Source organism: Pseudoxanthomonas sp. Root630 (genome assembly GCF_001427585.1).
Classification (GTDB): Bacteria; Pseudomonadota; Gammaproteobacteria; order Xanthomonadales; family Xanthomonadaceae; genus Pseudoxanthomonas_A.
Genome location: NZ_LMGY01000020.1, coordinates 25,004 through 38,895, shown reverse-complemented (window position 1 = coordinate 38,895; position 13,892 = coordinate 25,004). Strand labels below are relative to the sequence as shown.

At 56.3% G+C, this 13,892-nt stretch carries 9 protein-coding genes and 1 tRNA gene; 4 read left to right on the top strand and 6 right to left on the bottom strand.

All coding sequences use genetic code 11. The features are described 5' to 3' along the window. Positions 1-183 precede the first annotated feature (183 nt). Positions 184-260, top strand: a tRNA-Arg gene (locus tag ASD72_RS18785). Between the two features lie 134 nt (positions 261-394). Here ASD72_RS18785 and ASD72_RS18780 read toward each other — a convergent pair. After that, on the bottom strand, positions 395-1,327 hold the full coding sequence (locus tag ASD72_RS18780) for a hypothetical protein (protein ID WP_155944745.1): 933 nt from the start codon (positions 1,325-1,327) through the stop codon (positions 395-397). A 782-nt stretch (positions 1,328-2,109) separates the two neighbouring features. On the opposite strand from ASD72_RS18780, the gene ASD72_RS18775 reads away from it, so the two are divergent. The 3 genes from ASD72_RS18775 to ASD72_RS21345 are packed head-to-tail and all read left to right on the top strand — an operon-like array spanning position 2,110 to position 4,511. Beyond that, positions 2,110-2,919, top strand: coding sequence for a TIGR04255 family protein (locus ASD72_RS18775; RefSeq protein ID WP_056881508.1), 810 nt, complete (start codon positions 2,110-2,112; stop codon positions 2,917-2,919). A 10-nt stretch (positions 2,920-2,929) separates the two neighbouring features. Next, positions 2,930-3,631 carry a hypothetical protein gene (locus ASD72_RS18770; protein ID WP_056881507.1) on the top strand — a complete coding sequence of 234 codons (702 nt, stop codon included), beginning with the start codon at positions 2,930-2,932 and terminating at the stop codon, positions 3,629-3,631. Then, positions 3,618-4,511, top strand: coding sequence for a hypothetical protein (locus ASD72_RS21345; RefSeq protein ID WP_200948937.1), 894 nt, complete (start codon positions 3,618-3,620; stop codon positions 4,509-4,511). Before ASD72_RS18770 ends, ASD72_RS21345 begins: the two co-directional genes overlap by 14 nt. A gap of 74 nt (positions 4,512-4,585) precedes the next feature. Here ASD72_RS21345 and ASD72_RS18760 read toward each other — a convergent pair whose 3' ends face one another. Genes ASD72_RS18760 through ASD72_RS18740 form a run of 5 tightly spaced genes read right to left on the bottom strand, consistent with a single transcriptional unit; the run spans position 4,586 to position 13,869 of the window. Then, on the bottom strand, positions 4,586-6,388 hold the full coding sequence (locus ASD72_RS18760) for an AIPR family protein (protein WP_056881505.1): 1,803 nt from the start codon (positions 6,386-6,388) through the stop codon (positions 4,586-4,588). Continuing rightward, entirely contained in the window at positions 6,379-7,407 is a 1,029-nt protein-coding gene (locus ASD72_RS18755; RefSeq protein ID WP_162250411.1) for a PD-(D/E)XK motif protein, read from the bottom strand. Before ASD72_RS18755 ends, ASD72_RS18760 begins: the two co-directional genes overlap by 10 nt. After that, on the bottom strand, positions 7,391-10,267 hold the full coding sequence (locus tag ASD72_RS18750) for a Z1 domain-containing protein (protein ID WP_056881503.1): 2,877 nt from the start codon (positions 10,265-10,267) through the stop codon (positions 7,391-7,393). Before ASD72_RS18750 ends, ASD72_RS18755 begins: the two co-directional genes overlap by 17 nt. A gap of 21 nt (positions 10,268-10,288) precedes the next feature. Beyond that, the gene (locus tag ASD72_RS18745; RefSeq protein ID WP_200948936.1) at positions 10,289-11,794 is read right to left on the bottom strand and encodes an ATP-binding protein; all 1,506 of its coding nucleotides are present in this window, start codon (positions 11,792-11,794) and stop codon (positions 10,289-10,291) included. Beyond that, on the bottom strand, positions 11,791-13,869 hold the full coding sequence (locus tag ASD72_RS18740; RefSeq protein ID WP_081420466.1) for a sigma-70 family RNA polymerase sigma factor: 2,079 nt from the start codon (positions 13,867-13,869) through the stop codon (positions 11,791-11,793). Before ASD72_RS18740 ends, ASD72_RS18745 begins: the two co-directional genes overlap by 4 nt. Between the last annotated feature and the right edge of the window lie 23 nt (positions 13,870-13,892).

The window sequence follows — 13,892 nt, the reverse complement described above, 5'->3', positions numbered from 1 at the left end:
CGGCATGGCGAAGTGGGCCATCGCGCCGGTTTGCGGCTAGAATGCCCGTCCCGTGCGCCCGTAGCTCAGCCGGATAGAGTAGTGGCTTCCGAAGCCATTACTCAGCCCAAAAATGCGGTCCGGTAGTGTCACAGGGCCAGTAGTCAAAGGGATGCCTGAAAACGCTGTAAGTTATTGATTTAAGCGCCTGTAGCTCAGCCGGATAGAGTAGTGGCTTCCGAAGCCATTGGTCGGGGGTTCGAATCCCTCCAGGCGCGCCATCCCCCATGTGACAAATCTGCGCCGAATCTGGGACACAGCCCCGGGGTTTCAGCAGCCCGGACTGAGTAATGGCCTTGTGGCGCGAGCAGAGCTCAAATGAAAAAGCCCCGGCTCATTGGCCGGGGCTTTGTCTTCATGCCGCCTTTGACGGCATCACATGACGCAACACTTGATCCAGCTTCTCCGGCCAACTGCGGTCGTGAACGAGGCGCGCAACTGCCAGATCGCTGTTAATGACCTCGGCCTTGGTCAGTCGTGAAACGACTTCCCAGTTCGCTCCGAGAACATAGGTAGCGTTATCCAACATCCGGCTTTCAAGCACGTACAAGCCCTGCCTGGTGAAGCCGAAAACCCAATAGCCGTAGAACCCGGCACGCCCGATTGCGGCGAAGTCGGGGCCGTACTTCTCGACTTGGCTCGTCCGCGCACGAATTACCGGCTGTATGGAAGGCGGGGTCTTTTCGATGACCCGTTCAAGCTCCTTCCTAACCCGATCCCACGGCACCCGCCCCCGTGGAAACACCTCCCAATTGAGACGCTTGATAGGAGTCTTAAGCACCGGCAACAAATCGGCACGCAAGAATTCCACGTCCGCGAATCCTTCCACTACTAGGTTCGCCGCCACGAGCAATTCATCCGACTCGGTCGCAGTGTCATAGACCGGCGAGGCGACGAACCGTTGCCCGTCGTCGCATTGGAAGATGGTGAACTCGATGCCGCTCCCCGCAACGTAAGTGCGCGGATAACGCTTGTACGACCGCAGGATGAAGTCGTCCACTTCAACCTGATGACTCCCGTGCCACTCCTTGCGACGCCACGATTGGAGACGGAACACTTCCTCCATCGGCGAGTCCCGATGAACGACTTCAAATCCACTGGCATTCCTTCGCGCAGCAGGCCCCAAGTGAACACTGGGCAAGACTGTTTGCCCAACGTCAAAGGGATCAAGAAAACCAAACCGCTTCAAGGCATCTGGACTGAGTCCAGACAGACCAATGGCGGCACGAACCGAGGCTCCAGCCTCGAACTTTGGCAGATGCCTTTCAAGCTTCAAAATGCGTTTCATTTGAATGGTGCTCGTAGGAAGTTGAACGGATGGGTTCAACGACCTCGTGCTTGGGGGCTGGCTTAGCCAGCCCCCGCCCCAAGTCCTCATCCGAGTCAACGACGCGGGTATGAACGGAAGTGCTTGCGGACGTGCTCAGTCCTGCCATGTCGGCGACGGACATAAGCACGCACGGGCACCGGCTTGCTCGAGATCACAGAGAACCCTCTTGTGAGAGGGAACGCACCGTTTCCGAGCTGAGGCTTTGACAGGCGACCAAGGGATATGGATTAATCCCCAAGTCATCTCGCGCAATGGGTTGACAAAGCAGCAACTCTTTAGTAGGCGAACCGTTCCAGTCGTTCGCTCTACCCGGAGGATCCGGTCAGGTTCAGGTGCGTTGGCGCGCACCAGAACCGCCGGGGCAAGTTAGGTTGTGAAAGACCTAGGCCCCGCCCTCAGTGGCGGGGCTTTTTGTTCTCGACCAAAAGGCTAACAGCCCATTAAGCCAGGTGTTGCAGATAACCCTGTGAATAAGTGGCTTGCGGTTCCGACCACAATCGATCGCCCCCCGACCAACTTAGAACCACAAGATGTACCGTTCAGGCACAGTCCAAACGTACATATGGCCTCGGACGAAGTCAACGCTTTTTTCTCCACTCTTTTCCTGGCAGATCAATTGCTTAGGTTGATCTCATCGCTTAAGAACACGCCGCAGAGATGGCCGAACTTTTATCAGGACCTCGTTGTCCAAGTGACAAGTACTATGTAAAGTGACAACTGGATTGTCAATCGGGGTTCATATGGGTGCCAAGCTCAAGAACGCGCCTGTGTTTTTTTCACTGGGCCAGATTCAACACAACCCACTGCTGAGCCTGGAGAACTACATACCCGCCATCCAGGAGAGCATGCGCAAGGCCGGCTACCCAGGCTTCAAGCGCACCCTCAGGGTGGCGTTCAACCTGAATCAGGCACTGGCTGGCAATGAAGGCGCCCCCTCCGAACAATTGCCGAGCGAACGGATTGAGATGTTTGTTTTCACAAACATCGACAGCACCAGTGGCTTCGTCATGACGGCTAACGGCCTGGCATTCCAGACGACGGACTACCAGAACTTCGAAGCGTTCTGGGCGGAATTGCGAAAGGGGCTCGAAATCCTGTCCACAGCAGTAGGAGGACTGGCATTTGCGGAGCGGCTAGGACTTCGATATCTCGACGCAGTGATGCCCAAGGCCGGGGAATCCTTGAGCGATTACTTGGTACCCCAGCTACTGGGCCTGCCCACGTGCATGCCGACGGCGCAATTTGCTTACTCATTCTCGGAAAGCCTACTGATAGCCGAGAATGTGGGCAGAGTCACAAGCCGGACAGTAATTCAGGAAGGTGGTATCGGCTTTCCGCCCGACCTGCAGCCACTTGGCCTGAACCTTTTGAACCGGTTTAGCTCTTTCAAAGGAGAGCATGCAATCCTAGACACGGACGGCTCCTGTGCTGAAAGGAGGCCATTTGATCTGGACGAGATTGGCACACACATGGACAAGCTCCATGACTTGGCTAGCGGTTGCTTCAAAGCATCGGTAATGCCGCACGCATCAAAGGCATGGAACGAATGAGGGGGTGGTGATGAGCAATTTGCGTACAGGCGACGATCATCGCTTTGCTGTTGGTGACGCGATCGCCAGGGCGAGGCTCTTGGAAAAGATGGTTGCCGATAAGCCTCAGGCAGCTGAGGCTCAGCCGATCCCCGCCTCACGTTTCCTATCCGGTGGATTGGTTGCCGCCTTCGTCGTTGGAACGGGGGGCCTTTTGACTGCGGACTACGTGGCCGCAAGAAACGACCGCGGATATCGATTGCAGGAGTTCGAATTCCGGGGGGGCGAATTCAAAGCAATATCCCGTCAACTGGTCCGGAGTTCCACGGAGAACCTGGCTCGCGTTCGCCATGTACTACGTCCAACAACCATTGAACTCGCGGTGCTTGTCGGAGTGTCGAGGCAAACCATCTACAACTGGCAGTCGGGACAGATTGTCGCCCCCCATAACGAGGCGCGACTCGAAGAGCTCGCGAAGGCTTCTGACTTGCTGGTTGCCTCCGGGATTTCCGGCGCCCTCCGTCCGTTGACGCGAAAACTGCCCGGTGGAAAGACGATTTTTGAGGCGATCCGCGAAGGCTCCACGCCTGAGGACGCAGTCAAGAAACTCATCTCCATGCTTGAGCGAGAAGTGCGCCAGCGCAATTCGATTTCACAGCGCTTGGCTGGACGGGTTCGGAAACCCATAGACATCAGCGAGATTGGTTCGCCATACCCGGATGAATCAGCCTGACTTGAGCGATGCCAATGTCCCGGAATGGGGGCGCGATACGCCATGGCGCCAAGGGATGTTCCTATCCCACGAAGCGGCGACGGCGTTTGGAATCGCCCATGATGGCGATCAGGATACCGCCATAGTCGTCATCAGCCATGACTGTGACCTTGCCCAGCCTCCCGAATCAGAGCCCGAAGTCGAGATTCTGATTGGCAAGTTCATTGAGAAGCTCGATGGCAACTACAGTCACGGAAAGAACACGCGGACCCTTCATTTAGAGTGCACTGCAGGACCAGCGCCTCGCTTTGTTGCTCTTACCGGTTCGAATAAACGGTCGCTGCCAAAACTCAGACCCGGAATGCCATCCCTCGCGGCATTCGTCCCGCGAGACGAGATTCGCATGAGCCCACGGGAAAGGCGAACTCTCCAGCTCTGGCTTGCGTCACGCTACCACCGCTCGGCATTCCCCGATGAATTCGATCGACGGCTCAACGAAGAGACCGGAGTCAAAGAGCGCATTGCAAAGGCGTTCAAGGATTCAGGGGCCTACATATCCGCGATGTTTTTTGATATCGACGAAGGGCACGAGGTTCCGCGGAACGGTGCAGCTGATACCTATTCCCTGTATATCACGCTGATGTACAGCACAGCTTCCGATCCAGGTGAAGCGTTCGACGTTGCGCAGAAGACTGCAGACCGCATTGAGGAGATCTTTAGTTCAAGATGCAAAGTCACTGTAGACGGAGTTGAATCTTGGAAGTGGATCGAACTCTGCGGTATTGATGCTATTGCCGACGACGCAATTACGGTTGCTCAGTCACAAGCCCTGAGCAAGTGGCATGGCGATCACATTAGCTTGCGAACAGATCCCGAGCAGCCCGTTTTTGTTGACCGATAGGGATCTGACCCGGGAAGACCAAAGAGCCGCTCGGCACGAAGGCAACGTACAAGATGACCGAAGAAAACCAAGGGTCACTTTACTGGCAATATCTCTGGTATGAGAGCGCCTGGCGAGGACAAGGCAACTTTCTGGACCGATACCCAACACTCCTCCTTCTTTGCCCACTCTGAAATCATCCGGCCGTTGGCAGACGCATGGAGTGCCTGATTCACCTCTACCGCCCATATCCGGATCTGACTCTTGAAGGCATCTGAAACGTCCTGCTGCTCCCAAATCTTGTCGAGATCGACCTTGCTCGCGTACAAGCGGGAAATCATCGAGACAATGTAGATCGCAACGTTGCCCTGAAACGCGGGAAACATGGGGCGCACAAGCGAATGAACGCGCTTGAACAAGATGACCTTGGCAATCATGCGCTTGTAGCCTTGGACGTCTGGAATCGCGGATACACCCTGCTCCTCCTTGTCTCGAATCTCATCCATGAAGCGCGCGAAGTTCTTCTGTCCGCCCAAGCTCGCGAGGTCCGGTCGACCATCCCAGGCATTTAAGAATTTTGCAAGGTCAGTCTTAGTCAGGCGGCGAGCAGGCGGCACCACGACCGTCTTCAAGTTGCGGTACTTGGCCGGCGTCGATCCCTCCCGCGCCAGCATGGTCGTGTAGCTGCCCGCAGCTCGCTCGTAGAACCAGCGGCCAACACCATCCGGGCAATAGATCCTGTTGGACAGTTTCTCCAGCTCCACATGGAAAGGAGAATTTGCCGACAAGTCAGATTGCTTCACTGTGTTCTGGCTGTTGGCATATCGTGAGATGTCCGAGATCATCGCTTCTTCAGCCGCAGGGTCGTCAGTCTTCAAGACAACCACCTTGGCAGGCACACGGACCTTCCCAAGGTCGATCTCGGAATACTTCTTCTTGGTGAAATAGATCGAAGCGGTAGTCTGACCGCCGTTGACGATCTGCATACCCTTGAGCCATGCGATTCCTGGGCCACTCTGTTTGGTCTGCCCCAGTCTGGCCTCATCTGCGACGATGACGATACCGTTGTTATAGGCAACGAACTTCTCTGGGTCCGAACGAAGTGTCGCCTGGATCCCCTTGTTGACCTTTCCCGTGGCACTTAGAAACGACCGGACGTTGGCCTCAAGAAGGCGGGCGCCGTACTTTTCATAGAGGAATCTGAGGACATCGCCCGGAAAGACGGTCATCGCATAGTCGTAGGTACTCGGATTTCCCTCAATATAGACACAGGGCAATGGTCCGCCAGCGACATCGTCGAAGTTCACAACAAGCTCGTCCCGCGGTTTGCCTTCCGACCAGTGGCGATGAAGCCGCTCGATGTCCATCACTTCCAGCCTGACGGTCTTACCGTTGATCTCCCGAGATTTGAAGTTCTTGGCTTTGACTTGGCCATCGGTCAGGACATAGATCCTGATTTCGTCCAAGCCCGCATAACCATTTTCAATGTGCACGGCCAGCTCATGGGCGTCATTCGAAGGGTCCATGGTTGACGCAAGTTTCCCTTGCGCCGATAGCGACAAGAACCGCAGGCACTGCTCGGCCGCCTTATGGGTTATCGAATCCGGCACCGATTGCAGCGTCTCCGCGTTCATGTAGATGCTGACAAACAGATCGAGTCTGTCGTCATCCTCAGAAACCGAATAGCCGCTCAGCTTGATGTTGGCATTACCAACCTTGGTGTCGTAGTAGCAGACCTGCGGCTCATACGTCATCCCCACATCTTCCATATGGCGCATGACGATTTCGGAGAATACGAGCTCGGGATACGGATACGGAGTACCGGATATGGTCATCCGCTCCGCAATTTCATCGCTCACTTCGGCGCGGGTTTGGACAAGGAATTCGATCAGTTCCACGCGACATTCACCCCAAGACTTTCAATGATTTCTTCGCATCTCGTCGCCACTTCAGGTATGGCGCCAAGATCCATCGCGTATTTGACGCGTTGCACAGCCGCAGGAACATTGGATCTAGTCAAACGAGGCGAATCATCGCGAATCAATCTATAGCCAAGATGGACTTGGACGAATCTACGCGTGTACCTCTCCCGCATGGCCTCGATGTAGCCCGCCGATAAGAGTTTGCTCCCCAATGCCGTCGTCGCTCCCGCAGCTTCCTGGACAACCTGCGCCAGTTCGTCACAAAGCTCCGGCAATGTCTGTCCGCTGCTTGTCTGCGAGAGGCGAACCGCACCCACATACAGGGGGCGTCGTAAGCTGTCATCCAGTTGATCGAGGTTTGCAATTTCCGCGACAAATCCCACTGGGGAAACCGTCGACTTGACTTCGACTGCCCCGGTCCCGATCAGGAAGTCGTGCAAACCATCCGCTGGACCTTCCCAAGAATCAATGACATCCGATGCGTTCATGCCGCTCTTCAAGATGTCCTTAAACACAAGTAATTCCCCGAACAGGCCAACTTCCTCTTCCGCTGATAGCACGCCGGTGCGGTCCCGCTTCATGAACTCCTGCCATGAACGAATGCGGGCCATCAAGGCGGAGTAGATGCGGCTTGGGTCCTCGTCACCCGCTTGAGCAAGTAGCGCCACCAGATCTGCGGCCATCAGTGTAAAAAGCCCCAGTTGCCCACCAATATTGCGAGCGAGTGCGAACCATGTCCGCCCAGTAGCCGCATCAATGGTTTCGGTCCGGGTAAGGCTGAATCCCTGCCCCCTTGGCAGCGGGACATCCCGTCCGACCGGAGAGCCTTCGATGCCAATCAGTAGCGATTCCTCATTGCCCGGCGCCCGCCGCCCTGCGTGGACGGTACAGTTTAATTTCCGAACAAGCTCGATAACTCTCCAGCCTTGGCCGCTTTCAGCTCCGAGAGCACGCCACGCTGCGGTCAGCTGATCCTGCTCATTCTGAAGCGCCATACTCAAGCTCCCAGGCGACATTGTTGATCTTGTAGTCGACCTTCACGTTCGATTTGCTTCCTGGGAAACTGATGCCAAAAGCCACAATGCCAGACGTCCCGACTTCGAAGTCGAGGCCGGCACCTCCCGGGTCCAGCACATAGACGACCAGAAGCCCTTCGTCGGGCCGTGGTAGTGCTCCAGGTGCCCCAAGGCCCCTGACCCTCCTGATAGCAGGCCCACTGGGGATCTCCGGCTGTCCGGCTTTCCCGCTTTTTATCCATGCCTCCGCTGTCAACTCAAGCGCCGCATTCCACTGGCCTTCGTCCAGGCCAATCGATTCGTCCTTGGGGTCCAACAGCACTCCGATCGCGTATCGATCATCGAATTGGGAATCGCCTGTTCGCTTGGCCATGTTCACCGACACCCCAGGCGCAAGCTCAGACGGCCTTCCAGTGCGAACTCCCAATAGAGCAACCGTCCATTTTGTCAGCTCGCCGGAGCCGGCCATCGTCCGGATGAAGTCCGACAGAGCGGCACTGTTGACACGATGAGCGGCTTCATTGGTCCTATATCCCTGCAGGAAATCGACAATGTGAGAATGCGGCACATCCTTCCATAGATGGCCATTCCACTGATGGCTGGTTGCACCGAATCTGCGCTCGAAAGCCTCTCCCGCCGATGGACCAAGTGCTCCGAAAAGCCTTGAGGCCGCATCGAAATTCTTCTGAATTTCGGACTTCCGGCGTGGCAGAGATACCGTTTGCATCAGTTGACCACTGAACGATAGCTGCAAGGTGCGGGCACTCCGCATCTTTATCTGCGAAGTAACCAGAAGCTCGGGGTGCGACTGGACCTTTAGTCCATATTCCCTCGGCGTCGCACCGGAATTCGCCATCAGGTCAAATTCCTCACGCAGTTCCGTGGCCGCATCCGAAACATGTCGGAACCAGCGGACAAGATCTGAAGAGGTGTAGAGACGGCTAAGGTCAAGATAGCCCGGCCGATAGCCGAACCACCGACCCATTTGCATCAGTGTGTCGTACATCCTGGACGCACGAAGGAAGTAGCTTGTGCACAGTCCTTCAAGCGTCAGGCCGCGGGCGAGCTTGTCTCCACCGATGGCAATAACCTTCAGTCCTTTGGCTTTGCTTTCCTCGTAGTCCAGCACGTCCTTTGCGGTGCCGTTGATCATTCGAACATCGATGTCATGCATTACATCTGGCAGAACGCCGACGATGTCCGTCCATTCCGGGTCTTCTTCCGGAACATTGCCGACCCCTGCCAGGCGAATTTGCTGCGTCGCGGGCAGGAAGTCAGTCTCCCAAAGCTCCCGAAGCTGCTCGATGATTGCCTCGTGGCCAATCTGGCGGCTTATCCTCTGCCGCACGTCCTGCATGTATTCAGCGACTTGCTGATGGACGGCTGCTTGGACCGAGTTGAACCTGGTCACATGAATAAGCATTGAGCTGTGCTCGCCTCCTTGGCCACGGAGTTCCCTGGCACTGCATGCAAGCAGAAAGGAGTTCAGCGCAGTCTTCAAACTTGGCGGAAGCGCATCGGAGCTCGAATACATTGGAACATGAACGGACTTGTGCTTCCCTGGCATCCAACCCGACTTTTCATCCTCGGACATGTAGTCCGCCACCTCCTTGATGAGAGGGAGCTGGCCTTCCCTACCATTCGGCCCAGGACGCCCGAACACTGTCCCCGGACCGACATAGTTAGACGGCGCGGCGAGATTCTGGATGAAAGCGGAGGGGAAGAGATCCGGCCCCTCCGACTTGGTCGTACCACGCTCGTGAATGAAGATGTTCGCGAACGGCGTGGCCGTGTATCCGACATACGCCGCTCTCGAGAACGAATGGAGTATTCGACGGATCAAGCGGTTGATCGTCGTGGGCTGATGCTCGTCGTCAGGATTTCCGTCTGCATCGACGACGGTCTCACCTGTGTCCACGGAGGCGTTGTCCGCTTCGTCGTCGATGATGAGAAGCGGAAGCTTGGTTACCCGCTTCTTTACTCGCGGCAATTGATCCTTTTCCGCGGTGAATGAATCATCCGAAGCGATCGGCATGTCGGCAACATGGTTCTGGATCCATTTCAACAACTGGACGAGAACAGACTTGTTTTTCTTGACGACAAATAGCCAAGGCCTTTGCTCTGGAGAGATCGCAAGTTGTGTGGCAGCACGGCCGCCAAAATCTCCATTGTTGGCCCGCGTCGTTGCGCAGTTAGGATTGATCGATTGGTCCGTGTCAATGAGCCCTACGCCTATGCGGCGCTGAACATTCGTGGCGCCATTGGTCTCGTATCCAAGAAACCCCTCCTCGAGACGGATCTGTGTCTGAGACCGGAGATTGTTGTGCAGACCGGCCAGCACGATGATGACCTTGTACTGGGCATCTGCCGCCTTGCAAACAAGACCGGTGTAGTTTGCGGTCTTGCCTGACTGAACATGACCTACGACCAACCCACGACGGTCCCACATGCCCGGACGCATTGGGTCTTCGAGCATGCTAAGGATTCTGTCTGTGGACTTGTCCAAAGCGTCCACTGCCTTCCATGACAACTTCTTCTCCTGGAGCTCCCTATAGCGCTGCCAGTAGCGCCAATCCTGCTTTCTCGCTGCATCAAGCCAAGGCTCATGACCCGACGAATCCACAAGCGAGGTGTCTTCGCCTATCCAGACGCTGAATCGGCGTATCAACTCGTCTGTCACAGCTTCACGATCAAGCGCTTCTGCCCATTTCGCGTGCATCCGCAAAACCAGATCGATCTTTTCTGCGATCAATGCCGGAGTGATGACGGACTTGTCCTCTTCGTCGAGGAGAAGCTCTTGAACAATCTTGACTACGCGGCTTGAATTCGAATCGTTCATTGTGTTCCCTGTGTTACGCAGTCAGTCGGCGGCGACATTGTCGGGCAGGCCCATTACCAAGTCGGGATGCAAGTCAAAGGGCTCGGTCACCAACAGTTGTCGACGCGCCATCGCCGGCGCCATACCTTTACGGAGGACAAGGTTCCGATACAGGACGCTCAACACTTCCAGAACCGACGAATCCGGTTCCGTGGTAAAGCCCCCTTTTGGCTGCTCACCGGTCTCGGCGGTGTCCAGCCAGATCCGCTGCACCGGAATGGTTTCCTCGAGCACACGGAGCAACGCTTCCGCTCTTCTTGCTATATCCCCACCCTCTTCCAAGAGGGACCGAACTACTGGATGCGAACGATCCACTCGATACCGGCGACCGGAAGCCAGATTCTCCGAAACCCATACCGGCGCCACTTGCTCGCCCCGCACCAAGGACGTATTCGCTTGGGCGCGGTGAAGAAATACCCTGCGCGCCCTATCGCGGACGTCTTCGGCCAGCCTTGTCAGCTGTTCACGGATCCGTACGGGTGGGTGCGCCGTAGACTTCCGTATGTCGATCTTCCAGTCGGAATCGGTGCTATTCGGGATATCAATGCGAATACGTGCCAGCCGGTGGGATTCGTCTTTCGACCACGATCTGCCGCGGCCCAAGCCAAGCCAGCTACCCGCAACCAGCAACCTCCGGCCTCGGTAGATATACAGCCCTTGCTGCGATGACCAACCCTCGGGGCCTCCGGCATTCTCATATTCCTTTTCGCTCAGCCTGTCCTTGTGGGGAAGCACAAACGCCTGAGCATAGACGCGCCAGTCGGACGCGCCGATTGGGACTTCCGGTGACCGCCAAGTTGCCGAATGCCATGACAGAAACGGATCCCATGCCCTGACTCTCTGTCCGTTGATACGGAGATCGATTGAAGGTCCGCTACGATCAAGAAACCTATGGAACACCATGGCCAGGTGACGCTCTACCCGGTCTATGAGATCCAGGAAATCTCGCTCCCTGAAGCCTACAGATACGATTCTGTCGAGAACTTCCCATAGAACCAAGGTTCCATTTTCAAGCCCTTCCAGGGAATGAAGCTTTGCATCTGAACCCTCGTGTGGCCCTTCCAGCAGATACCAACCACCTTCGTCATCGTTGGCCAAGAAGTCCAGATCCCAACGCAGGCAGCTCACCTCACCATTCTTGCGGCTCGCTACCGTAAGCCGGCGGCATTGCGAGAAAGATGCCGTCTTCAAGCCCATGCCGAACCGGCCAAGATCCGCTGGATCCCGGACTCGAAGTGGATTCATTTCGGCCAATCTCATGGCCCTATCCAACTCGGGGTCGGACATTCCCCGGCCGTCATCGCAAATCGTCACCCAACTGTCGCTTCCTGCCCAGTGGAATGTGATCTCAACCTTTGTGGCGCCCGCTGTGATGCTGTTATCGATCAGATCGGCGAGCGCCGTCTCCGTCGTATAGCCGAGTCCTCTCAATGCTTCGATCGTGCCGTCGGCTCGCGGTGGAGCACTCCTGGTCTTGAGCATGATCATGCCTCTTCATCGTCATCGTCGGCCCAGAACGTACGCAGCTGGCGAGCGTATGAAGGATTCCGAAGTTTCACAAGCGCCTTGTTTTCGATCTGCCTGATTCTTTCGCGTGTCAAATCAAACATCTGACCCACCTCTTCGAGCGTCATTTGTTGGCCATCGATCAGGCCGAACCGATGGCTGATCACAGCCGCCATCCTTTCAGGCAATGCCGAGACACACACCCGCATGACCTCTATAAGGTTCTGCGCGGTCGCGTATTCTTCCGGCCCCACCATCTCGTCTTGAACCGCTTCGACCGCCTCTCGGATCGCCTCTGATTCGTCGCTGTTCTCTGGCTCTCGAACTACGCCCAAGGCCTTGCCAACTTCCGCCATCGGCATGGCGGATTTCCTTGCAAGGACGTCCAAAGGCAACTCAGAGGCGGTATCAAGCCCCATGCTTCGCGCCACGGCATCCAGCTTGGCTACCTTTTCCAGCATGTGCACCGGAACCCGAATGGTTCTGGCCTTGTCCGCAACCGCTCGCGTGACTGCCTGTCGAATCCACCACGTCGCGTAGGTGGAGAATTTTGTTCCCCGGGAACAATCGAATTTCTCGACAGAACGAAGGAGCCCAAGATTTCCTTCCTGGATGAGATCCATTCTGGACAGGGCTGACCAGCTGTACTTCTTTGCGATGGAAACGACGAGCCGCAGGTTGGCTTCGACCATTTCCGTTCTGAGTACGTCGAGTTTTGCAATCGCAGCCGCCAACGGCGGGCATTCGTTGCCTAGACTCGCCAATCTGGAGTGGACCCATCGGATGCCGGCGATGGTGAGCTTGAGATCCAGAACCGCTCCGACAAGACGGTTGTCTGCGCGGCCACGATCGGAAGCGGGATTCCTTCGCTGACTAATTTGTTGCACTTCGTCGAGAAGTCCATTGAATTTCTCTACCCCGGTATTCGCTCCAGTTTCCGGGCCATAGTCCTGATCAATGGGTGTCGCCTCCTGTGGCGCTGCGCCATTGCCATCCCCTTCTTCCTGCTCCTGCTCGCCGATCCGGCTGACCGTGCCCACCTGCAACCTACCTGAGAGCAGCTCCTCCCGAATGGCCAAGAGAACGTCTGTTGCTGATTCGCTATTCGCGATCGCGCGGCACGCATCTCCGACAGACAGCTCGATCAGCCGTCCAATACGTTGTTCCCCCTCCCGGTCCAGCAGTTCAGACCGCTCCAACGCCTTGCTCAAATGGAACGCGGGATCGTTTCCACGAGAGGCCAGCTCGAGCAGATATGCCTCCACGTCAGCAAGGAGCTCTTCATCGGGTTCCGACAGCTCTTCAACTTCAGCTTCCGTCATCCACTCCGAATCATCGTCGGAGATGACAAATCCAAGTTCACCGGCCACTTGCTCGAGTCGTGCAGCAAGCTCCCCGTCACGCGATCCTTCCATTTCATGTGCGAGTTCGCGTATGCGGGAAATCCTCACGCAACCGTAATCGCGACCATCCACCAAAATACCTGCTAGGTGATTCCTTCCATCCCCGTCGAACAGAGTGCGTCTTGCCCTGAGATCCTGGACGTCCGGCAGATCAACTTCGAGATCCGACCAGTCTTCATAGGCATCGAAGATGCGATGCGCGGCCAATTCCATTTCGACCTCGGAAATGGCAATCCGGAGGGCCGTGTCGTCTTCAGGTGAGCTGACTTCCTGTTCTTCCTCCCACGCCCACTCCACGCCGTCCGGCGGGTCCGCGCTCGTTGTTTCGGGGGAGGGCACTGATGGAAAATCTGGGGCGCTGCACTCCATCAAATACTCGACTACTTCAATATGGCCAGCAGCCCTCGCGATTCTTATCGCATCAATCCCATCATCGTCCGTGCTCTTTGGATCTGCTCCGTATTCCAAGAGAAGGCGACACAGCTTCAGATTGCCCTTCGTCGCAGCGAGCATCAATGGCGATCGCCCACGCTGATCGCGAGCCTCCGCACTGCCGCCGTTTTCCAAGTACGTTCGCACCAACTCCGCGTTGCCTTGCGAAATGGCAAGGCGCAGAAGCGGCTTGAGCGGTGGATGGCTCGTGCTTCCGTCCATCTTGGAAACTACACCGCACCGAT

Coding starts and splice junctions, on each gene's coding strand:
- ASD72_RS18740 (WP_081420466.1), bottom strand. CDS start 13,869: ATGGACGGAAGCACGAGCCATCCACCGCTCAAGCCGCTTCTGCGCCTT.
- ASD72_RS18770 (WP_056881507.1), top strand. CDS start 2,930: ATGAGCAATTTGCGTACAGGCGACGATCATCGCTTTGCTGTTGGTGAC.
- ASD72_RS18780 (WP_155944745.1), bottom strand. CDS start 1,327: ATGAAACGCATTTTGAAGCTTGAAAGGCATCTGCCAAAGTTCGAGGCT.
- ASD72_RS18745 (WP_200948936.1), bottom strand. CDS start 11,794: ATGATCATGCTCAAGACCAGGAGTGCTCCACCGCGAGCCGACGGCACG.
- ASD72_RS18750 (WP_056881503.1), bottom strand. CDS start 10,267: ATGAACGATTCGAATTCAAGCCGCGTAGTCAAGATTGTTCAAGAGCTT.
- ASD72_RS18775 (WP_056881508.1), top strand. CDS start 2,110: ATGGGTGCCAAGCTCAAGAACGCGCCTGTGTTTTTTTCACTGGGCCAG.
- ASD72_RS21345 (WP_200948937.1), top strand. CDS start 3,618: ATGAATCAGCCTGACTTGAGCGATGCCAATGTCCCGGAATGGGGGCGC.
- ASD72_RS18755 (WP_162250411.1), bottom strand. CDS start 7,407: ATGGCGCTTCAGAATGAGCAGGATCAGCTGACCGCAGCGTGGCGTGCT.